Source organism: Methylocaldum sp. (assembly GCF_039794385.1).
In the GTDB taxonomy this organism is placed as follows: Bacteria; Pseudomonadota; Gammaproteobacteria; order Methylococcales; family Methylococcaceae; genus Methylocaldum.
Genome location: NZ_JBDIVO010000011.1, coordinates 1 through 20,112, shown reverse-complemented (window position 1 = coordinate 20,112; position 20,112 = coordinate 1). Strand labels below are relative to the sequence as shown.

Annotated in this window: 17 protein-coding genes and 1 pseudogene; 15 read left to right on the top strand and 3 right to left on the bottom strand. The window is 58.6% G+C overall.

Annotated elements, in window-relative coordinates; translation table 11 throughout:
• The first annotated feature begins 207 nt into the window (after positions 1–207).
• The 4 genes from ABJK70_RS02045 to ABJK70_RS02030 are packed head-to-tail and all read left to right on the top strand — an operon-like array spanning position 208 to position 6,027.
• Positions 208–1,461, top strand: a complete 1,254-nt coding sequence (locus ABJK70_RS02045) for a TolC family protein (protein WP_086135126.1) — start codon at positions 208–210, stop codon at positions 1,459–1,461.
• Positions 1,458–2,588: an efflux RND transporter periplasmic adaptor subunit gene (locus tag ABJK70_RS02040; protein WP_077732737.1), complete on the top strand. Its 1,131-nt coding sequence runs from the start codon at positions 1,458–1,460 to the stop codon at positions 2,586–2,588. The genes ABJK70_RS02045 and ABJK70_RS02040 overlap by 4 nt, the downstream gene beginning before the upstream one ends.
• A gap of 3 nt (positions 2,589–2,591) precedes the next feature.
• Positions 2,592–5,693 (top strand): efflux RND transporter permease subunit, encoded by a 3,102-nt coding sequence (locus tag ABJK70_RS02035; RefSeq protein WP_156880832.1) that lies wholly within the window; start codon positions 2,592–2,594, stop codon positions 5,691–5,693.
• A 13-nt stretch (positions 5,694–5,706) separates the two neighbouring features.
• Entirely contained in the window at positions 5,707–6,027 is a 321-nt protein-coding gene (locus ABJK70_RS02030; protein ID WP_077732735.1) for a P-II family nitrogen regulator, read from the top strand.
• Positions 6,028–6,068: 41 nt separating this feature from the next.
• Here the strand turns inward: ABJK70_RS02030 and xth are convergent, their stop codons facing one another.
• Together xth and lpxD are read right to left on the bottom strand one after the other, a co-directional pair.
• Positions 6,069–6,836 (bottom strand): exodeoxyribonuclease III, encoded by a 768-nt coding sequence (xth, locus tag ABJK70_RS02025; protein WP_077732734.1) that lies wholly within the window; start codon positions 6,834–6,836, stop codon positions 6,069–6,071.
• Between the two features lies 1 nt (position 6,837).
• Positions 6,838–7,899, bottom strand: coding sequence for a UDP-3-O-(3-hydroxymyristoyl)glucosamine N-acyltransferase (gene lpxD / locus ABJK70_RS02020; RefSeq protein WP_077732733.1), 1,062 nt, complete (start codon positions 7,897–7,899; stop codon positions 6,838–6,840).
• Positions 7,900–8,556: 657 nt separating this feature from the next.
• On the opposite strand from lpxD, the gene gspE reads away from it, so the two are divergent.
• The 11 genes from gspE (at position 8,557) to gspD (ending at position 19,755) form a co-directional block, all read left to right on the top strand.
• Complete coding sequence (gene gspE / locus ABJK70_RS02015; protein WP_133717586.1) at positions 8,557–10,317, top strand: type II secretion system ATPase GspE; 1,761 nt, start codon at positions 8,557–8,559, stop codon at positions 10,315–10,317.
• 5 nt (positions 10,318–10,322) lie between these two features.
• On the top strand, positions 10,323–11,540 hold the full coding sequence (locus tag ABJK70_RS02010) for a type II secretion system F family protein (RefSeq protein ID WP_077732497.1): 1,218 nt from the start codon (positions 10,323–10,325) through the stop codon (positions 11,538–11,540).
• A gap of 61 nt (positions 11,541–11,601) precedes the next feature.
• Entirely contained in the window at positions 11,602–12,039 is a 438-nt protein-coding gene (gene gspG, locus ABJK70_RS02005) for a type II secretion system major pseudopilin GspG (protein WP_077732498.1), read from the top strand.
• Positions 12,040–12,045: 6 nt separating this feature from the next.
• Positions 12,046–12,645: a GspH/FimT family protein gene (locus ABJK70_RS02000; protein WP_276205421.1), complete on the top strand. Its 600-nt coding sequence runs from the start codon at positions 12,046–12,048 to the stop codon at positions 12,643–12,645.
• Positions 12,635–13,051 (top strand): type II secretion system protein, encoded by a 417-nt coding sequence (locus ABJK70_RS01995; protein WP_077732499.1) that lies wholly within the window; start codon positions 12,635–12,637, stop codon positions 13,049–13,051. Before ABJK70_RS02000 ends, ABJK70_RS01995 begins: the two co-directional genes overlap by 11 nt.
• A complete protein-coding gene (locus ABJK70_RS01990) occupies positions 13,051–13,695 on the top strand; it encodes a prepilin-type N-terminal cleavage/methylation domain-containing protein (RefSeq protein ID WP_077732500.1) in 645 nt (214 codons plus the stop codon). Before ABJK70_RS01995 ends, ABJK70_RS01990 begins: the two co-directional genes overlap by 1 nt.
• 5 nt (positions 13,696–13,700) lie before the next feature.
• The gene (locus ABJK70_RS01985) at positions 13,701–14,615 is read left to right on the top strand and encodes a type II secretion system protein GspK (RefSeq protein ID WP_166642577.1); all 915 of its coding nucleotides are present in this window, start codon (positions 13,701–13,703) and stop codon (positions 14,613–14,615) included.
• A gap of 16 nt (positions 14,616–14,631) precedes the next feature.
• Positions 14,632–15,738, top strand: coding sequence for a PilN domain-containing protein (locus tag ABJK70_RS01980; RefSeq protein WP_077732502.1), 1,107 nt, complete (start codon positions 14,632–14,634; stop codon positions 15,736–15,738).
• Positions 15,662–16,294, top strand: a complete 633-nt coding sequence (gene gspM / locus ABJK70_RS01975; RefSeq protein WP_077732532.1) for a type II secretion system protein GspM — start codon at positions 15,662–15,664, stop codon at positions 16,292–16,294. Before ABJK70_RS01980 ends, gspM begins: the two co-directional genes overlap by 77 nt.
• 3 nt (positions 16,295–16,297) lie before the next feature.
• Positions 16,298–16,978 (top strand): hypothetical protein, encoded by a 681-nt coding sequence (locus ABJK70_RS01970; protein WP_077732503.1) that lies wholly within the window; start codon positions 16,298–16,300, stop codon positions 16,976–16,978.
• Between the two features lie 425 nt (positions 16,979–17,403).
• Entirely contained in the window at positions 17,404–19,755 is a 2,352-nt protein-coding gene (gene gspD / locus ABJK70_RS01965) for a type II secretion system secretin GspD (RefSeq protein ID WP_347257317.1), read from the top strand.
• A 109-nt stretch (positions 19,756–19,864) separates the two neighbouring features.
• On the opposite strand, the pseudogene ABJK70_RS01960 reads toward gspD, so the two are convergent.
• Positions 19,865–20,112, bottom strand: a pseudogene (locus tag ABJK70_RS01960) (signal recognition particle-docking protein FtsY); the annotation flags it as partial.

Below are 20,112 nucleotides of genomic sequence, written 5' to 3'. Positions count from 1 at the left end.
CGTCCTCTTGCGAAGATTCTCGCGGCCAGCGAGAACGTAACGACGGGCTGGATTTCCAAACCGACAGTCCCACCTCCGCGCCGACTCTGATTCATCATCTTCTGTTTTGATCGGCGGCAGGCATTGATCGGCCGCCGAAGCGAGCACAGCGGCTCCGATCCGCCGTGTGATCGCGCCTGTTCCAAACTTAGAAGCTTGAGGACATGAATGTTTCTGCACCGACGGCAATCGCTTTGTCTATGGGGATCGCTGGCCTTGGCCATGCTCGGTCCGGCTGTGGCCAGCGAGCCACTGACTCTGAGCCAAATACTTGACCTGACCCTCAAAAACAATCCCGAACTCGTCGCTGCCCGCGCCCAAGTCCAGGGAGCGGAAGGCGATCTGATCACCGCCAAGGCTTATCCCAACCCCGAGATTCAAATGGGAGCCGGAGAATCGGTAGCTCGGGATGCGGGGGTCTTGAGGGGAGCTCTGGGCGGCGTCGATATCGCTCAACCCATCGAACTCCCGTATGTCCGCCGCCCTCGCCGGGAAGCCGGCGAAGCCGGTGTGGAAGCGGCCAGCGCATCCTACCGGGTTGTCAGCCTCAATGTGCTGACCCGGGTCAAGCAGGCGTTCTATAACGTGCTGCGGCAGCAGGAGCTGCTTCGTATGACGGAAGCCAATCGGGAGCTCCTCGAATCCATACGCGATAAGATCAGGTTGCGCGTCGAGGTCGGTGAATCCTCCCGCTACGAACTGGTCAAGGCGGAAGCGGAACTGTTGGGGGCCACCAAAAACCGGGAAAGCGCCGCCTTGCGCGTAGAACAGGCAAAAACCGCCCTGCGCGCCTTTATCGGCGGCGCATTGCCTCCCAAGATAGAAATCGCCGGCGAACTGCCGTCCGAAATTCCTCCCCCCGACCTCGATAAACTCCGGGATAGCGTCTTGCAAAATCACCCGGCCCTAGTTCAGGCGCGCGCGGAAGTCGACCGGGCCAAGTCCCAGCTCGAACTGGAACAGGCTCTGCGCTATCCCCAACCCACCATAAAAGCCGGCGTCTATCGTGAGCCCCACCTGGAGCAATGGCGGGTCGACCTCATCGTGCCGCTTCCTCTGTGGAATCAGCGGCAAGGCCCCATCGCCCGCGCCGCCGCCGACCGGGCGCGGGCGGACGCCCTAGCGAATCAGCAGCAACTGAGCCTCGTATACGAACTGGACACCGCGATTACCGCCTTCCGCATCGCCAGTCAGCAAATCGAGACCTTCGAATCCGGCCTGCTGCGCGAAGCCGAATCGGCACTGAAAGTCGCCGAAGCCGCCTACCGCCTCGGCGAAAGAGGCATTCTCGATTATTTGGATGCCCAGCGCACATTTCAAGCGGTACGCGTCGACTACATCAACGCCTTGTTCGATAAGAACGCCGCGCTGCTCGAAATCGAGCGGCTTCGGGCTCAGGACTATCAGGATCAGCCGTTATGAAAAAACCCATATTTTTTGCGTTGCTTGCACTTGGCGTCTGGCCCGTCTTCGGACAGCAGGAGCTCCAAAATGCGGAGACGACCGCCGAGATTGCCGTCAAGGCGCCCCCATCATTACTTGAACGACTCAAAATCGAACCTGTCACATCGACGGAAATCGGCGAAACCCTTCATTTGCCGGGCCGGGTCACATTGAACGAGCACCGAGTGGCTCGCGTCGGGCCGAGCGTCACCGGCCGGGTGACCAACGTAATGGCCTTCATTGGACAAAACGTGCGCCAAGGTGAGCGCTTGGCGACCATCAACAGCACCGAGCTGAGCATCGCTCAGGCCGCATATTTGAAAGCCAAGACGCAAATGAACCTGCACCGGCTGGCGGTCGACCGGGCGCGCCGGCTGCTGAAAGCCGACGTGATCAGCCGTGCGGAGCTCACCGAGCGGGAAAGCGAATTGACGGAAGTCGAGGTGGAAGTCCGCGCCAGCGCGGACCAACTGGCGGTAATGGGCATGAGCGAGAACGCCATTCAACGCCTGTCGAACAGCGGCCAGATCGATTCGGTGATCCCGGTCACGGCTACGCTGTCGGGAACGGTCATCGAGCGGGAGATTTCCATAGGCCAAATCGTCCAGCCCGCCGATGACTTGTTCACGATCGCCGATCTGTCCGAAGTCTGGGTCGTAGCCGAAGCACCGGAGCAGAAAGCCTATCTGGTCGAAATAGGAGGCCGGGCCGAGGTGCAGATTCCGGCGCTGCCCGGACAGAAAATCACCGGCAAGGTGATCTACGTGGCGGATATCGTCAATCCATCGACTCGCACGGTGACCGTGCGCATGGAGCTTGAAAACCCGGAACGCAAGATCAAACCGGAAATGCTGGCGACCATGGTCATTCATCGGCCCCGAATCACCTCGCTCAATATCCCGGCCAAAGCCGTCGTGAGAACCGGCGACCGGGACTATGTGTTCGTGCATGCGACCGAAGACCAGTTCGTATTGACACCGGTATCCTTGGGCCCGGATCTGGGCGGACTCCGCCGGGTCATCGCGGGATTGACCGAAGGACAGCGGATAGTCGTCGATGGCGCGTTCCATCTGAACAACGAACGTATCCGCAAAGAGCTGGAGTAGGCCATGATCGAAAACTTGATCCGCGCCGCCCTGAAGCAGCGACTGGTAGTCGTCATCATCGCGTTGTGCCTGGTCGCGTTCGGCTTCAACGCCATGCAGAACCTATCCATCGACGCCTTTCCCGACGTGACCAACGTCCAAGTCCAAGTGGCCGCCGAAGTGCCCGGCAGCTCTGCGGAAGAAGTCGAGCGATTCGTGACCGTTCCTTTGGAAATCGCCATGACGGGGCTTCCCGGCCTGGTCGAGATGCGCTCGGTGAACCGCAATGCTCTGTCGCAGATCGTCCTGGTCTTCAACGACGAAACCGATGTCTATTTCGCCCGGCAACTGGTGCTCGAACGGCTGATCGAAGCGGCGGAACGCTTGCCGGAAGGCGTCACGCCCGTTCTCGGACCGGTTTCCTCAGGACTGGGCGAAGTCTACCAATACACCCTGGAGCGGCCCGACGACGGCGAACGCGCCCTGACCGAGGAGGAACTGACCGAGCGCAGGACCATACAGGATTGGGTAGTCCGCCCACTGCTCCGCGGCATCCCCGGCGTCGCCGAAATCAACTCGATCGGCGGCTTGGAGCGTCAGTATCAGGTCCTTCCCAATCCAGACCGCTTGCGCCATTACGGCCTGACGCTAAAAGACGTCTACACCGCGCTGGCCCTGAACAACGCCAACAGCGGCGGCGGCAAATTGCCGCAATACGCCGAACAATACCTCATCCGCGGTGTCGGCTTGATTCACGATGTCGAGGATATCGGCAACATCGTCCTCAAGGAAATCGAGGGCACGCCTATCTATATCCACGATGTCAGCGAGGTACGCATCGGTCATGCGGTACGTTCCGGCGCCGTGATCAAGAACGGCTACACGGAAGCCGTGGGCGGGATCGTTCTGCAGCTCCGCGGCGGCAACGCCAAGGAGATCGTCGGCCGAGTCAAAGAACGGATCAACGAAATCAACGAACAAGGGATGCTGCCGGACGGTCTTAAAATCGTGCCGTTCTACGATCGCACCGACCTGGTAGACGCGGCGATCCACACCGTGACCAAGGTACTGATGGAAGGCATTTTCCTGGTGGTGATCGTGCTGTTCCTGTACTTGGGCGACATCCGCTCCAGCCTGATCGTGGTGGCGACGCTGATCATCACGCCGCTGGTTACCTTCATGGCGATGAACCACTACGGAATCTCGGCCAACTTGATGTCCCTCGGCGGGCTCGCCATTGCCATCGGCATCATGGTGGACGGCTCGGTGGTAGTCGTGGAAAACGCCTTTCACCATTTGGGCGAGGCTAAAGAAACCGGCGAAAGCCGCAGCTTGATCGTTCTGCGCGCCGCCGCCGAGGTGGGCACGCCCGTGCTGTTCGGGGTGGGCATCATCTGCCTGGTGTTCCTGCCGCTCATGACGATGACCGGGCTCGAAGGCAAGATGTTCGCGCCGCTCGCCTACACCATCGCGATCGCCCTGTTCATCTCGCTGATCGTGTCGCTCACCCTGTCGCCGGTGCTGTGCTCCTACCTTCTCAAAGGCGGGGCGGATCACGACACGCGCATCATCGCATTCATGAAGCGACCCTACCTCAAGCTGCTGCACTTTGCCCTGGGCAATCCTTTGAAGGTAGTTGCGAGCGCCCTAGCTTTACTGGTCTGCAGCCTCTTGCTGTTTCCGTTCCTGGGAACGTCCTTCATTCCCGAGATGAAGGAAGGCTCCATCGTACCCGGCATCAACCGGGTCCCGAGCATGTCGCTGGACGAGTCGATCCGCCTCGAAAGCGAAGCCATGCGCCTGGCAATGGAAGTGCCCGGGGTGGCTAAAGCCGTTTCACAATTGGGACGGAGCGAAAGCCCGACCGATCCGCAGCCGGAAAACGAATCCACGCCTATCGTGACGCTCAAGCCCCAGGATCAGCTTCCGGACGGCTGGGATCAGAACGATGTCATGGACGCCATCCGCGAAAAGCTCAAGGTGCTGCCGGGCGTGAATATCGTGATGGCGCAGCCGATCTCGGACCGGGTGGACGAAATGGTGACCGGGGTGCGCTCCGATATCGCCATCAAGCTGTTCGGCGACGAACTGGAAGTGCTGAAGCAAAAGGCCGATGAAATCATCAGGGTGCTCAACTCGATCGAAGGCGCCGCCGACATCCGCGTCGAACGCGTGAGCGGCCAGCAGTATCTCACCATCGATATCGACCGCCAGGCCATCGCCCGCCACGGCATCAACGTGGCCGACATCAACGACATCATCGAGACCGCCATCGGCGGCCGCGTCAGTACCGAAATCTACGAGGGCGAGCGGCGGTTTTCGGCGGTAGTCCGGTTTCCTGAAAAATTCAGAAACAATCCGCAGGCCATCGGACAAATACTGCTGAAATCCCCCAATGGCGCCCTGGTGCCGCTGGAAGATTTGGCCATCATCGAGGTCGTGGACGGACCGGCGCAGATCAGCCGCGAAACTGCCCGGCGCCGTCTGGTGATCGGCGCGAACGTCAGGGGCCGCGATTTGGGCGGCTTCGTCGCGGAACTGCAAAAGGCCGTCGCCGAGCAAGTGAAGCTTCCGGAAGGCTATTACGTCACCTGGGGCGGACAATTCGAGAACCTGGAGCGAGCCATGCACCGCCTGATGGTGATTATCCCCATCACCATCGCGGCGATCTTCTTTCTGTTGTTTTTGCTGTTCAACTCGTTGCGCTTCGCCGCCCTCATCATTCTGGTGCTGCCGTTCGCGTCGATGGGCGGCATCTTCTCGCTGTTTCTCACCGGGGAGTACCTCTCGGTCCCGGCCTCGGTCGGCTTCATCACCTTGTGGGGCATTGCGGTGCTGAACGGGGTGGTGCTGGTGTCTTATATTCGAGGGCTGAGGGAAGATGGGCTGTGCCAGGCGGACGCTATCGTCGAAGGCTGCAGGCAGCGCTTCCGGCCGGTGATGATGACCGCGACGGTCGCGATGCTCGGCCTGGTGCCCTTCCTGTTCGCCACGGGGCCGGGCTCCGAAGTCCAGCGCCCGCTGGCGATCGTGGTGATCGGCGGATTGATCACCTCAACCCTGCTCACCCTGGTGGTGCTGCCGACCCTGTACCGATGGTTCGAAGAAAAACGCATCGAAGCTTGAAAGAGGAGAGTCCATGAAAGAGATCAAAGCCATCATCCAGCCCCAGCGGCTGAGCAAGCTCAGAAACGCATTCCGCCAGATGCGCGGCTTTCCGGGAATGACTGTGAGCCGGGTGGAAGGTTGCAGCCAGCACGAGGAACCGGAAGTCAGCCACGGCATTCGGGAAGAATTGACCGATTTTTCGCCCAAGGTTCGGGTGGAAATCGTCGCCCCGGACGACAAGGTGGATGAGATCGTCCAAATCATCCGTGAAAACTGCCGCACCGGAAAACGCGGCGACGGGATTCTGTGGATCACGGAGACCGGAAGCTTTGAGCGAATTCGGATCGAGTAGAATCCGGCGACGTTTTCACCCGTTAAGTGAGCCGCCTCCGGTCAGGCCCGGAATTCTACCACCACCGGGGCATGATCGGACGGCCGTTCGAGCTTTCTGGGCTCGACATCGATGCGGCAGCCCAAGCAATCGTCGGCCAGCAGGGCACTGACCAGAATATGATCGATCCGCAGCCCCATGTTGCGACGGAACGCATTGAGACGGTAATCCCACCACGTATAGCTCTTTTCGGCCTGATCGAAGCGCCGGAAAACGTCGATTAACCCTAAATCGAGCAAGGCGCGAAACGCCTCCCGCTCCGGCGTGCTGCAGAGAATCCTCTCGCGCCAGGACTCGGGATCATAGACGTCCCGATCCTCGGGCGCGATGTTGAAATCGCCCAGAACGACCAAGCGCGGGTGACGCTCGAATTCGAGGCGCAGGTAATCGCGCATCTTGGACAGCCAGTCCAGCTTGTAGGCGTACTTGTCCGAACCCACCTCCCCGCCGTTCGGCACGTAAAGATTGACGATCCGGTAGTCGCCGATAGTAACCGCAAGAATGCGCCGCTGAGGATCGTCGAAGCCTGTCGGATCGGTGACCGGATCGCAACAATCGAGCTTGCTGAACACCGCAACGCCGTTATAGGTTTTCTGTCCGCTGTAAACCGAGCGATAGCCGGCCTCGGCCAGTTCCGCGACCGGAAACTCCGGATCGCTCATCTTGGTTTCTTGAACAGCAAGCACATCGGGCTGTTCCCGTCCGAGCCAGTTCAAAACGTGGGGCAGACGTACGCGCAGGGAGTTGACGTTCCAAGTGGCGATTTTCATATCACTCAGCCTTCGCCAAGTCAGCCATTTTTTTCTCCAGATTCTTCAACCGCGTCCACATCTCGTGCAAGCGCGGAAAAACCGCCATGTTTTTCAGATATTGCTGTAACGGCTGGGCGGGCCCGCCGGCGTACATGCCGGGCTGCTTGATGCTGTTGTGGAGCCCGGCGCGGTGGAGCAGCACGACGTCGTCGGCCACGGTGATATGGTCCAGGGTTCCGGTCTGGCCGGAAGCGATGACCCTTTTCCCGAACCGGGTCGACCCGGAAATGCCGGTATGAGCGCAGAGAATGCAATCTTCGCCGATTTCGACGTTGTGGCCGATATGGCACAGGGCATCGATTACGGCTCCTGAGCGTATGATGGTGGCTCCGTAGGTGGCGCGATCGATATTGGTATTGGCGCCGATCACTACCCGGTCCTCGACGATAACCTTGCCGGTGTGCGGAATGCGGTAATTGCGACGGCGCTCGTCCTGGGCGAACCCGAAACCTTCCGAGCCGATCACGCAGCCGGCCTTCAGGATGACGTTTGCGCCGATCTCGCACTCGTAGCCGACGGTGCAGCGCGGATGGATCACCGTCTCCCGCCCGATTTTCGCCTTCTTTTCCACCACCGTATTCGCCATGATCACTACGCCGGGGCCGAGACTGACCTCGGCGCCTAGCACCACGCCGGGACCGATCACCGCATCCTCGGGCACCGCGACGCTCTCGTGAATCACCGCGGAAGGGTGAATCCGGGGCCATTCGACATCCCGCACGTCGCGGTCGCCGTAAGTCTGCTTGAGCAGCGCGATGGCCAGGCGCACATTCGGTGCGATCAGCAGAGACGCCCCGGCATCGCTCAATTCTGCGGCGATCGCCTCGGTAGTCACTACTGCGGCGGGCTTCAGTTCACGGACTTGGGGCAGATATTTCACATGATCTACGAACACCAAGTCCCCGGGCGCGCAATCGTCGACAGGCGCGAGGCGGCGGATGACTTGATCAGGTCCGCGGTGGTCGACGATCAGACCCTGAGTCCTGAAACGCTCAAATACTTCCGAGGCGAGTAAATTCATAGATAAATCCAAGTATTTAAGATTGAACGGGAATAATCCTAGAAACGGCAATCGGGTGAGCCGCAGCTTCACCCAAGCGGCGAAGCGGATAAAAGCCGGAATAGCCGGGACTCATGAAGTTCTTCGAGCCCATCGAAGCGGTCAATTGCCCTTTCTAGGATAATATGAAGCCGGAAAAAGGCGGGCAACCCCTTTCGTGGTATCGCAATGCACTTAAGTTAAGCCGTCATTCCCTGCCGGGGTGATCTTAGTCATCTTCACTAACCGGCATCGCGTGGTATCGGCCGCCTGCGCCGAACCCAGTCGAGGTCACGGCTCAAGTGGGACGAGTACGTTTCTCCGCCGATCCGATATCGCGTCGCCCGGATTGCCGGGCAACGCCGCTTTTCATCCTTCGCCGATAAAAGACCTATGGCACGGCCATAGAGGGTCCGGCATGCAACGACTCTTACCGCACTTGGTCAAATCAATGAAAAAACTCGGACCAACTGTCGCCGAGCAAGCCGAAAACGGCTGGGATTTCGCCCAAGGATATCGGCAAACCGATTGTTATTGGCGATTTAGTGTAATATTCCCTTCGATTTCTGCTGAGAAATTAAATATTTCGGTTCCGATCCGGCACTTTTAGATCTTTTTAGGTCTAAGGCGCTTTGCTTTATGCGAGAAAAGACTTTGGCCATTGCACCGCAACAGCTAAATCCGCCGGCAACCTACGCGGAATCCATTGTGGAACACCCGTACGAGCGTTTTGCCGATGAACTCGTCAGGCGCGGGAAGGTGCGCGAGGCGGAGATCCACCGCGCAAAACGCTTGGCGGCGCAAGCCGACGAGCAGAAGCTGCCCGCGCTTCTGGCCAGGCTCGGCATCGTGTCCGAGCGCGATACCGCGGAAATATTGGCCGAGGTCGGGTCATTGCCCCTGGTGTCGCCCGCGGACTATCCCGATACCTCGCCGCTTCCCGATACCGTAGCCATCCGTTTTCTCAAGGAAAATCACGTAGTCGGCATAGCCGCCCAAGATAATGAATTCATCGTTGCGGTGGCGGATCCGTTCGATCGCGATCTATTGGCCGCCCTCGCCCTGGCCTGCGAAAAACCCGTGCGGCCGTATGTGGGACTGCCGTCCGAAATCGACCGAGCGCTCGAACAGCAACTCGGTTCCGGAAAGACCCTGATGGGCCAGATTGTCGAGGACCTCGGCAGCGACGAGGAAATCGACGAGGCCGATGTGGAGCACCTCAAGGACCTGGCCTCCGAAGCGCCGGTAATCCGCATGGTCAATCTGATCATGCAGCGGGCGGTGGAGTCGCGCGCCTCCGATATTCACGTCGAACCGTTCGAACAGCGGCTCAAGGTCCGCTTCCGGGTCGACGGCGTGCTGCGCGAGGTGGAAGCTCCGCCGGTCAGATCCACCGCGGCCGTAATTTCGCGCATCAAGATCATGGCCAAGCTCAACATCGCCGAGCGCCGCCTGCCCCAGGACGGACGCATCAAGCTCCAGGTGCAGGGCAAGGAGCTGGATTTGCGCGTCTCCACCGTACCGACCATGTACGGCGAAAGCGTCGTCATTCGTCTCCTGCACAAGGAAAGCATCGTCTTCGATTTTTCGTCCCTCGGCTTCGAGGGAGCCATGCTCGAGCGATTCCTGAACGTGCTGGCGCTTCCCCACGGCATCATCCTGATAACGGGCCCCACCGGCAGCGGCAAAAGCACCACGCTGTACACGGCGCTGCACAAGCTCAATACGCCCGAGCGCAAGATCATCACGGTCGAAGATCCGGTGGAGTATCAACTGGAGGGCGTCAACCAAATCCAGACCAAGCCCCAGATCGGACTGACTTTCGCCAACGCCCTGCGCTCGATCGTCCGGCAAGACCCGGATGTCATCATGATCGGCGAAATGCGCGATTTGGAAACGGCTCGCATCGCCGTGCAATCGGCGCTTACCGGCCATTTGGTGTTGTCGACGCTGCATACCAACGACGCCGCGGGCGGCGTAACCCGCCTCATGGACATGGGCTTGGAGGACTATCTCATCACCTCCACCGTGAACGGCATCCTGGGTCAACGCCTGGTGCGCCGCCTCTGCCCGAATTGTCGCGAGCCCTATCCCGCCATGGCCGAGATGGTGGAAGAAATGAGGCTGGCGAGGTTCGCCGATGGTCCGGTGGTCCTGCATCACCCCAAAGGCTGCGAGCAGTGCGACGGAACCGGCTATCGCGGACGCCTTGCAATCCAGGAATTCTTGGTCATGAGCGACGGTATCCGCCGTCTGGTGATGAGCCATGCCCAGTCGCGGCAGATCGAGGAACTTGCCCTGCAGGAGGGTATGTACACCATGTACGAAGACGGCTTGCGCAAGGCCGTCATGGGCCTGACCACGATCGAGGAAGTTCTGCGCGTCACTTCGGATAGCTGAGGATTATGGCTCTTTACGTCTACAAGGCCGTGGATCGGGATGGAGAAACGGTGGAAGCGGAGCGCGAAGCCGCCGACGAAGCCACCTTGATCCTGGCCCTGCAAAACGAAGGATTCTTGCCGATTCGGGTAGCGCCGGCGAAATCGCGGCCGTTCGCCTGGTTGAGCCTCAAGCGCAGCAAGAACCGGATTTCCCAGAAACAGATCGCCTTGTTCACGCGCGAACTGCTGACCCTGCTGCACGCCGGGCTGCCGCTCGATCGTGCGCTGACCGTGCTGCTCGAACTGACCGCGAACGAACCGGCTTTGAACGGTCTGATCGCCAAAGTGCTGGATTCGGTCAAGGGCGGCGCGCAGCTGTCCGACGCTCTGGAAGCACAGGGCGGCGTTTTCTCGCGGTTCTATATCAATTTGATCCGTGCCGGCGAAGCGGGCGGCGCGCTGGAACTGGTGTTGGAGCGCTTGTCGGATTATCTGGAACGATCCAAGGAGCTCCGCGATACGGTCACCACCGCGCTGATTTATCCCGCCATCCTGGTCACCATGGCGGTTTTGTCGTTGTTGCTCCTGTTGACCTTCGTGGTTCCGCAGTTCACCGAAATGTTCGAATCCGCCGGCAAGGAACTTCCGGTGCCGACTCAAATCGTAATCGGCGTGGCAGAGGGACTGCAATCCTACTGGTGGGTGCTTCTGATGCTGATCGCGGGCATCGCCAGCTATTTTCGGTATCAGTTCGCGGACCAGGAGCGTCGCCAGGTGTGGGATGCCCGGTTGTTGAACCTGCCTTTGGTAGGAGACCTGATCCGCAAACTGGAAGTCGCCAGTTTCAGCCGCACTTTGGCGACCTTGCTCGCCAACGGTGTCTCCATGCTGGCGGCCCTGACCATCGTCAGGGAGACGCTCGGAAATCGAGTGATCGTCGACGGAGTCGGAGTAGCCGTGGAAAGCCTCAAAAGAGGCGGAAGCCTGTCGGCGCCCCTGATCGAGAGCGGTCTGTTTCCGACCTTGGCCATGCAGATGATCAAGCTGGGCGAGGAATCCGGCCATTTGGCCGAGATGCTGGAACGGGTCGCGGTCACTTACGACAAGGAGATCAAGATTTCCGTACAGCGTATGCTGGCTCTGCTGGAACCCGTGTTAATCGTTGGCCTAGGTCTCATGATCGCCGGAATCATCATCTCGATTTTGATGGCGATCCTGAGCGTCAATGACCTCGCTTTTTAACACGGTTTTTATACCATCCACCCGTTTACCTGATTCCGTTTTACTTATGATTCGTACTCTTATGCAAAAACATCGACATCATCATGGCCGCGCTCAGCGCGGTTTTACCCTGATCGAACTCTTGGTCGTACTGGCCATCATCGGCATGCTGGCCGGCTTGGTCGGGCCTCAGGTCGTCAAGCACCTGGGAGAATCCAAGACCAAAACCGCCAAGCTGCAAATCGAGGAACTCTCTTCCGCGCTCGACATGTACCGGTTGGATGTGGGCCGCTACCCGGCCACCGACGAGGGACTCGCAGCGCTCATCGAGCAACCGAGCAACGCCAAAATCTGGAACGGCCCTTACCTCCGCAAGAAAAGGGTCCCGGTCGATCCCTGGAACAATCCTTATCATTACGCTTCGCCCGGCCAGCACGGAAAATTCGATCTTTTCACCCTGGGGGCCGACAACGCCGAGGGCGGCGAAGGCGAGGACCAGGATATCGTAAGCTGGGAATAGAAAGGCGTGTTCTTCGAATGCCTCGGGCTTGAAAAAAAGACGCTGCAGCAGGCGAGAAATCCATTTGCGCACCGAAAACTCGATAGCCTGAGGTACCCCGTTCGCGCGGTCAAACACAAGGTTCGGCGTCCGCACGCAAGGTTCCGAGCCGAAGCCCGCGGCCCCTCACGGTCGGGCGGATTCACGTTGCTGGAGATGCTGTTGGCGCTGGCTATAGCCGCCGCACTGACGGCGGTGGCGGTACCGAACGTCACGCCGCTTCTGAACCGTGCCCAGCTGACGGCTGCCACGCGGGATATCGCGTCCGGCCTGCGCTATGCACGCGGACAGGCGCTCAGCGGAGCGCGCGAGGCAACATTCGAGCTCGACGTGAACCGCAAAGCCTACCGGGTCAGCGGTCGCCGAAAACATTTTTCACTGCCCGACAGCGTCCGCCTCAGCCTTTACACCGCCGAGAGGGAAGCCGGAGACGAAGGAATCGGCAATATCCGTTTCTTCCCGGACGGCTCCTCGACCGGCGGGCGGGTGACCTTGGAGGCGGCCGGGAAAAAGCGCCTGGTGGACGTGAATTGGCTCACCGGGGAGGTCGTAATCCGTGAAGACTAAACAACGCGGATTCTCCTTGCTCGAAATCCTGGTCGCTTTCGCCATCCTGGCTCTGGCTTTGGGCGTGCTGCTCCGTATTTTCGGCGGCGCCGGACGAATCTCGGGACTCGCCGACAAGTACGCTCGCGCGGTCGTGATCTCCGAATCGCTGCTTGCGGCTGCCGACTTGGAGACCCCTTTGCAGCCGGGCGAAACGAGCGGCGAAATCGACGCGATTTTTCGTTGGACTATGCGCGTAACCCCCTATCAAGGGGAGGAACAGATCCCGTTTGCCGAGAACTTGCCTGTCGCGCCCTATCAGGTGGATCTCAGCATAGAATGGGAGGAAGGCGATGAACCCCGCTTCTTCGAGCTTACGACACTCAGGCTGCTGCCTAACAAAGCAGCAGGAATCAGCAGTTTTTGATGATGACCGCGCATAAGCACCGGACCAGCGCCGGCTTCACTCTGATCGAGGTACTCATCGCCACGACTCTGCTCGGCGTCATGATGCTTTTGTTATTCGGCAGTTTGCGTATCGGGGTAACCAGTTGGGACAGCGGCGAGGACAAAATGGCGCGGGCAAGCCGGCTTTTCCTCGTGGAGAATTTTTTGCGCAACCACATCGGAAGCGCTTTGCCTCTGGTCGAGATGGAAGAGTCCGAAGGCGTCGCCATTTCCTTGAGAGGCGGAGAGGATTGGCTCGAATATGTTTCGACAATGCCGCCGCAGGTCAAGGCCGGCGGTCTATATCGATTCAGATTATATGTCGCTAGGGACGGGCAACATAACGATCTGAAGGTCGCCATGCGGCCGTACGTCTCGAACCCGAATTCGCGCGAAGCCACCGTAGCGGCCGAGCCGATCGAAGATGTATTGCTGCTGGAAAATCTGGATCAAATCAAATTGTCCTACCTGCCGGAAAATCTTCAGACCGCTCAAACAAGCAATTCGACTTGGCTGCCGGAATGGCAGCAGTCTCAGTTGCCGATGCTGATTCAAGTGCAAATCGAACCGGAGCATGAAGAACCCTGGCCTCCTTTAGTGATCGCGCTGCGAACTCACCGATAATGCCTATGGCGTTTCACGCACGAACGGGACAGCAAGGCGTAGCCCTGATTTTGGTGCTCTGGATACTGGCTTTGATGACCATCATGGCGGGCAGTTTCGCGCTGTCGACCCAGCGGGAAACCTCATTGGTGACCAATTCCCGGGAACGCGCCAAGGCGGTTGCCTTATCCGACGGCGGCATACATTACGCCATGTTCATGCTGAGTTTGCCGAATGCGGCGCAGCGATGGCGCGCGGACGGCACTCCTTATCGACTGGCATTGGGCGGCGTTCCCATCGAAGTACGCATTTACGACGAGGCAGGAAAAATCGATCTCAACGCCGCCCGAGAATCGACACTACGGACTATATTGACCAAAGTGACCCAAGACGAAGATCAGGCGGTAAAATTGGCCGATGCCATTTTCGACTGGCGCGACAGCGATGACCTAAAGCGTCTCAGTGGGGCCGAGTCCGCCGAATACCGCGCCGCCGGGCTGGATCAGATGCCGCAAAACCGTAATTTTCTCGTGCTGGAAGAACTCCGCGGCGTTTTGGGAATTACACCGTCGCTATACCAAAAATTGGAGCCCTTTTTCACAGTCTACAATAACGTCGATGGCGTCAACCCGGCAAAGGCCTCGATAACTGTTTTACTGGCCCTGACCGACGGAAACAGCCAGGCGGTGGACAGCTTTCTCGCCGCCCGTGAGAGCGGAACCGGGAATACACCACCTCCTCCGCTTCCCGCCATTCCCGGAATTCGGTTCCACTCGACCGGGGATTCGGTTTACACGATTCTCGCCCGCCCGATATCGCGAAACCATTCCGATCCGCCGGCTATGGCCGTCATCCGACGGGAAGCGAGACGCCCTGGGGGAAGCCCTTTCGTTTTCCTGAGATGGAAACCGCAGACAGTCGGCGTAGCGCTCGACCAATAGCACACATGCAGTACACATGCTGAAACTCGATACGCCGATCAATCTCGATGCCGCAAGATTCTTCCGCTGGTGGAGCGGCGAATTGTCCTTTCTCGTGCCGGCGAAATTGAGAAAACTTCTCGGTGCATCCAGTGAATATCTGATATTGACCAAGGATGACGATGGCGTGAATGCGGTCTACCACAACGATGAAGAGGACCGCCCGCTCGGCTATTTCAGCTTGGACGAGAGCGGCAGCCAAAAACGGGAACGCCTCATAGAAAGCATGCCGACGCTGGCCGAGGCAAAAACAATCCTGCGCTTGACGCCAGGCCAGTGCTTGCGGAAATCGTTAAAGCTTCCGTTGGCGGCCGAAGAAAACCTGAATCAGGTGGCGGCATTTGAAATGGATCGCCTGACGCCATTCAAGAGCGATCAAGTTTATTACTCGGCGCGCCTGCTGGAGCGGTCGCCGACGAATCGGCAGATCAAGGCGGAACTGGTATTGGCGCCCCGCAACAAATTGGATGCCTTGCTGGAAGAATTGGCGGTTTGGGGATGGCGACCGGACGTCGTCGATGCGGCGGGCGACTCCCCGATCGGGGCGTACGATTTATTGCCCGAGCAGTACCGGCCGCCACGCAATCCTTGGCCATACAGAATCAATTTGGCACTTGCCGCTTTGATCGCATCGCTCTTGATCACGCTGGGAGTTCTGCCGATCTGGACCAATCGATCGATCGCACTGGACCTGGAACAGGAAGTGAAAAAGGCCAGCAAGACCGCCAAGGAAGTCGAATCCTTGCGCCAACAAGTAGAGGATTTGGTGCACCAGACGAGATTTCTTCAGCAGAAGAAGCGTACCGAGCCGGCCATGGTGGACATGCTCAAGGAGCTGACCGACGTCATGCCCGATCAAACCTGGCTCAACGGCTTGCAGTACCGGGATCACCGGCTGGTCGTACAAGGACAGTCACCATCCGCTTCGGCCTTGATCGGGCTGATAGAAGCATCGCCGTTCTTTCAAAATACCAGTTTTGTGTCGCCGGTGACAAAAGACATGGCCAGTGGATTGGAACGTTTTCAAATCGCCAGCGAAGTCGTCAACGGGAGGTTTTCTGAAAAACCGGCTGCAACTGAGTAAACCGCAGCTCCTGGCCCTAGGAATCCTAGTCGGTGCCATCGCCCTGCTTTATGTGGTGGCGATTGCCCCGCTGGTCGATCTTGCCCGGGAGTACGGCGAAACCGTCGACGATTTACGGTTTCGTCTGCAACGCTATCAAAAAGTCGCCGCAGAAAAGGACGAGCTGCTCGCCAAGCTGGAACAGATCAAAGCCGCGGGACAGCAGGACGAGCGCTTTATTGCGCGCGATACTGCGGCCTTGGCTTCCGCCGATTTGCAGTCGATGGTCAAAGAGATCGTAAGCCAAGCCGGCGGCGAGCTGACCAGCACCCAGGTGATCCCCGAGCGGAAGGAAGAAAATTTCACGCGAATCGCCGTCAAGATACGTGTCAACGGCAGCACTGACGTATTGCGGGATGTTCTGCACAGCATCGAGACCTCGAAGCCCATGCTGTTCGTGGAGAACATCAATATCCGGCCGATTCGGATGCCGCGCAATCCGGCGACCAAGCAGTCCCAGCCGGTCGATAAGCTGAGCGTGGACTTTGACGTTATCGGTTACATGCAGGGCAATTAAGCCATGACCAAGTGGGCCCGCGACAATTTACTCAGTTTGATTTTGGCCGGCATTGCAAGTGTGCTGCTCATCGGCGTCGCCGTCGAATCGGCGGTGTTGAAAAACAAGCGATCGATCGCGGCGACACCTTCGGAAAAAGCCGCGAGTCAGGAAGCAACCGAGCCGGTCGACGCCGAAGATTTCGAACTGCCCGACATTCAGGAATACGAAACGATCGTCGAGCGCCCGTTATTCATGGAAGGCCGCCGCCCCGGAGCGGAAGGAGGGGAAACAACGGCTACGGCGACACCGGATATGCCTCTGACCGTGAAGCTGATGGGGATCGCTTTCACTCCGACCGACAAGACTGCCCTCCTGGTAGACGCCAAAGGCAAGTACAAACGCTTGAAGAAAAACGGTTCGATCGAAGGTTGGACATTGGTCGAGTTCGCCCCGGATAAAGTAACGCTGCAACGTGACGACGAACAACGAGAGCTGATGCTGCTCAAACCCAAACCCAAGACTGCACCCGCTCAGGCGACACCAGGACAGCCTCAGCAAGTCCCGCAGCAGCCATCACCTCCGAGGCCGGCGACACGTCCGCCTGCGCCTCCGCCTCCTCCGGCGGTTGAAGAAACAGAGGAAGAACCCGAAGTCATAGAGGAAGAGGAAACGGCTGAGGAAGAAGCCGAAGGCGTAGAGTAGTAACAATATCTTCAGCGATTAGGAATACCGAGTCTCATGAGGGCGTGAAAAATCCACTCATGAGGCTTTTTTGATGCAAAGAGGAAAGCTTCCCGTTCCGGCGTCATCAATGGCTGTAGCCATGATCAGATGGCGGTTCTTTCCTGGAGCGCATCCGGTATGCTCTGCTTCAGCTGCCTTCATGGAGGGCGGAGTCGTTGCAAGTGGTCGACGTGCTGCGTCTTATCCGGGGAGAGAAAGAAACCTTTGCTTTCACTTTTCTGCTCGAAAGATGCCGGAATGGCGATTTTTCGAGATTTTACCGAGTAGTCATTCGTGTTGAATCATGGTGATAAATCGTAGAATGCGGTTCGGGTATTCACCGCATCCTGCAAAACAATGCTTTAGATAGACTGACGACCAGACATCAAAAACGAAAAGAGTCCATGCGCAAAACAACAAATCGATTCGTCGTAGCACCGCTGGTGCTTGCCTTGGGGTTTTCTGGATGCGAATACCTTAAGCCTAGTGCACTGAGACCGCCGTCCTTACCGGCGAATTTAACGACCGAGGGTCAGAAAGTCGAGGCTGAGACCGTTCCCCTACAAACTGAACCGCTTGCCCAAGAACCGCCGAGACCACCCGAGTATTACCCTCCGTCCGGCAGCGTGATTGGCCCCGGCGCGCCCGTCGAGAAACGGCCTCCGAAAGAGGGAAAATACACGTTGAATTTCGATGATGCCGACCTGGGCGAAGTGGCCAAAGTCATACTAGGCGACATGCTGAGAGTCAATTACGTGCTTAGCCCCAAGGTAGCAGGCAAAGTAAGCCTCCAGACAGCGCGTCCCCTTGCCGATGCGGAGCTGATCCCCACGCTGGAAATGCTGCTCAAAATGAACGGGGCGGTACTGATTCGCGAGCAAAACCTGTACCGCATCGAACCGGACGCCACGGCGACGATCAACGCTCCCGGTGCCCGGCTCGGCTTACCCAGCCAGGCGCTCCCCTCAGGCTATCAGTTGCGGGTCGTACCGCTGCGCTACGTGGGCGTGCAGGAAATGCAAAAGGTCATCGAACCGATGATGCCGCCCAAGTCCATCGTCCGCGCCGATGAGACCCGAAATATCCTGGTACTCGCCGGCACCGGAGAGGAATTGGAAGGCGTGCTCGATACGATCCGCCTCTTCGACGTGGATTTCATGCGCGGCATGTCGGTTGGCCTTTATCCGCTTCGAAACGTCGAACCTGCGACGATAGTGGAAGAATTGGACAAAGTGTTGGGCGACACGGCCAAAGGACCTTTGGCTGGCGTAGTCCGATTATTGCCTATCGAACGTCTCAACGCCGTTTTGGCGGTGACCCCCCAGCCGCGCTATTTGGACGAGGTGGAAACCTGGGTGGAACGACTCGACCGCTATAGCACCACCCGAGTAGGCGGCATCCATGTTTACCGGGTGCAGAACGTGGATGCCGTGGAATTAGCTGAGACCCTCAGCGGCATTTTCGGCGAGGGAGCGGCGCAGCGGAGAGCGCCAAGACCCTCTATAAGCCCGGGAATGACAGGCACTGAAATCGGCGCCTTCGGTGCTGCAGGCGGCGCCGGCGATCAGGATGGATCCTCGTTCGGAACCACTGGAACATCTCAATCCACCCGCGGCTTAGGCTCTGCCGCCGGTGATACCGTCGGCACTACCACTATGGGTGGTTCTCGCCGAACCGGCGGCTTGGGAACCGGAACCGGGGGACTCGGAACCAGGACCGGCGTCGGCACCGGAACAAGGGGAGGCATCGGAGGACGAGATGTCAACGGCACCCGACGCGCGCGTGGAGCCGCTGTCGCCGAGTTCGCCGGTATGCGCATCGTTGCAGATCCGGCGAATAACGCTCTGATCATCACCGCCAAGGCGCAGGAGTACAAGGAAATTGAGGCGGTGATCAAAGAATTGGATCGAGTACCCTTACAGGTACTGATCGATGCCTCGATCGTCGAGCTGAGCCTTGACGGCCAATTACGATACGGGCTCCAGTGGCTGTTCAATCAAGGCAGCGGCGCGTATGCACTGGGCAGCACGGGAGATTTAACAGCTGAAGCGCTTACGACGGCTGCCGCGGCTGCGGGAGGTGGCTTTTCCTATGCCTTCGTCAATAGCGCCAAGGACATCCGGATCGTCCTCAATGCCTTGGCGAGCGAGAACAAGGTCAACGTGATTTCCTCGCCCTCCCTGATGGTGTTGAATAATCAGGAAGCACAGATCAACGTGGGTGACACCATTCCCCTCGCGACCGCCCAAACTACCGGGCTTGCCGGCGTCGGCGTCACCAACCAGCCGACCATAACCAGCAGCTTTCAATATGTCGATACCGGCGTCATCCTACATGTCCGCCCTCGAGTCAACGCAGGAGGACTGGTGACCCTAGAAATCACGCAGGAAGTCAGTACGCCAAGGCAAACCAGAGTGGGAAACACAGATACCTTCATCATCTCAAAGCGAGCGATTGAAAGTGCAGTTGCCGTCGGAAGTGGCGGGACCGTCGCCTTGGGCGGCCTAATTAGAGACAATCAGACCAAGGACTTAACAGGGATACCCTTCCTAAGCAAGATTCCCTTTATTGGCGCCTTGTTTGGGACTACCAACAAGGTCCGCAATCGAACCGAACTTGTCGTGCTCCTGACTCCCAGAGTCGTTCAGGAGAGAAAGGATATGGGGCCGATTACTAACGAATTTAAACGAAAACTCACCGGACTTTTCGAAGAAACAGGCCGGCTCGGCGAGCTGAGACTCAAGACCAGGGATTAAAACACGCCCGGCACGGCGCTTCCGATTGCGCAGTCCGGGCTTGAATCGCTCGTCTTGGTCATATCGACGCCAACGGCTTCACCGCATTTTCCCGCGAGTAGATCTCCGATCACTCCGCGAACAATGCGTCCACAAATTTCCGCGCATCGAAATCCTGCAAATCATCGATGCCCTCGCCGATCCCGATGAACCGGATGGGCAGCCCGAACTGCTTGGCCAAGGCGAAAATGACGCCGCCTTTGGCGGTACCGTCGAGCTTGGTGAGCGCGATGCCCGTCAGCCCGACCGCTTCGTTGAACAGCTTGGCTTGGGAAATCGCATTCTGGCCGGTGCTCGCATCGAGCACCAAGAGCACCT

Bases quoted from the DNA above. Each gene is read 5' to 3' on its own strand.
- ABJK70_RS02045 (WP_086135126.1), top strand. From the start codon at position 208: ATGTTTCTGCACCGACGGCAATCGCTTTGTCTATGGGGATCGCTGGCC.
- ABJK70_RS02040 (WP_077732737.1), top strand. From the start codon at position 1,458: ATGAAAAAACCCATATTTTTTGCGTTGCTTGCACTTGGCGTCTGGCCC.
- ABJK70_RS02035 (WP_156880832.1), top strand. From the start codon at position 2,592: ATGATCGAAAACTTGATCCGCGCCGCCCTGAAGCAGCGACTGGTAGTC.
- ABJK70_RS02030 (WP_077732735.1), top strand. From the start codon at position 5,707: ATGAAAGAGATCAAAGCCATCATCCAGCCCCAGCGGCTGAGCAAGCTC.
- xth (WP_077732734.1), bottom strand. From the start codon at position 6,836: ATGAAAATCGCCACTTGGAACGTCAACTCCCTGCGCGTACGTCTGCCC.
- lpxD (WP_077732733.1), bottom strand. From the start codon at position 7,899: ATGAATTTACTCGCCTCGGAAGTATTTGAGCGTTTCAGGACTCAGGGT.
- gspE (WP_133717586.1), top strand. From the start codon at position 8,557: ATGCGAGAAAAGACTTTGGCCATTGCACCGCAACAGCTAAATCCGCCG.
- ABJK70_RS02010 (WP_077732497.1), top strand. From the start codon at position 10,323: ATGGCTCTTTACGTCTACAAGGCCGTGGATCGGGATGGAGAAACGGTG.
- gspG (WP_077732498.1), top strand. From the start codon at position 11,602: ATGCAAAAACATCGACATCATCATGGCCGCGCTCAGCGCGGTTTTACC.
- ABJK70_RS01990 (WP_077732500.1), top strand. From the start codon at position 13,051: ATGATGACCGCGCATAAGCACCGGACCAGCGCCGGCTTCACTCTGATC.
- ABJK70_RS01985 (WP_166642577.1), top strand. From the start codon at position 13,701: ATGGCGTTTCACGCACGAACGGGACAGCAAGGCGTAGCCCTGATTTTG.
- ABJK70_RS01980 (WP_077732502.1), top strand. From the start codon at position 14,632: ATGCTGAAACTCGATACGCCGATCAATCTCGATGCCGCAAGATTCTTC.
- ABJK70_RS01970 (WP_077732503.1), top strand. From the start codon at position 16,298: ATGACCAAGTGGGCCCGCGACAATTTACTCAGTTTGATTTTGGCCGGC.
- gspD (WP_347257317.1), top strand. From the start codon at position 17,404: ATGCGCAAAACAACAAATCGATTCGTCGTAGCACCGCTGGTGCTTGCC.